This window comes from Paraburkholderia sp. UCT31 (genome assembly GCF_014397655.1).
GTDB lineage: Bacteria > Pseudomonadota > Gammaproteobacteria > Burkholderiales > Burkholderiaceae > Paraburkholderia > Paraburkholderia tuberum.
Genome location: NZ_VZQP01000225.1, coordinates 1 through 253, shown reverse-complemented (window position 1 = coordinate 253; position 253 = coordinate 1). Strand labels below are relative to the sequence as shown.

Sequence of the window (253 nt, the reverse complement as noted above, 5' to 3'; positions counted from 1 at the left end):
CGATCGCCGCAGATCCAAGACACCTCGGCGCCCAGATCGGGGCCACGCTTGTACTGCACACCTGGGGCTCAGCGCTCACGCATCATCCGCATGTGCACGGCATCGTCCCGGGTGGCGGGCTGTCGCCTGTGGCGCGACAATCTGGATGAGAGACGCGCGACAATCAGCTTGAGAATGTCGCGGCAGAAATATGATGCCGATGTTGATTGACGCTGGCAAGCGTTTATTGATTGACGCGCGGTTTTGATTGACG

Annotated in this window: 1 protein-coding gene and 1 pseudogene; one reads left to right on the top strand and one right to left on the bottom strand. The window is 59.7% G+C overall.

Features of this window, described 5'->3' with window-relative positions; all coding sequences use genetic code 11:
- A pseudogene (locus F6X40_RS41755) lies at positions 1 to 125 on the top strand (transposase); the annotation flags it as partial.
- Here the strand turns inward: F6X40_RS41755 and F6X40_RS42035 are convergent.
- The coding region (locus tag F6X40_RS42035; protein WP_222946326.1) for a hypothetical protein at positions 69 to 253 on the bottom strand (185 nt) is incomplete at its 5' end. The pseudogene F6X40_RS41755 and the gene F6X40_RS42035 sit on opposite strands and share 57 nt — an antisense overlap.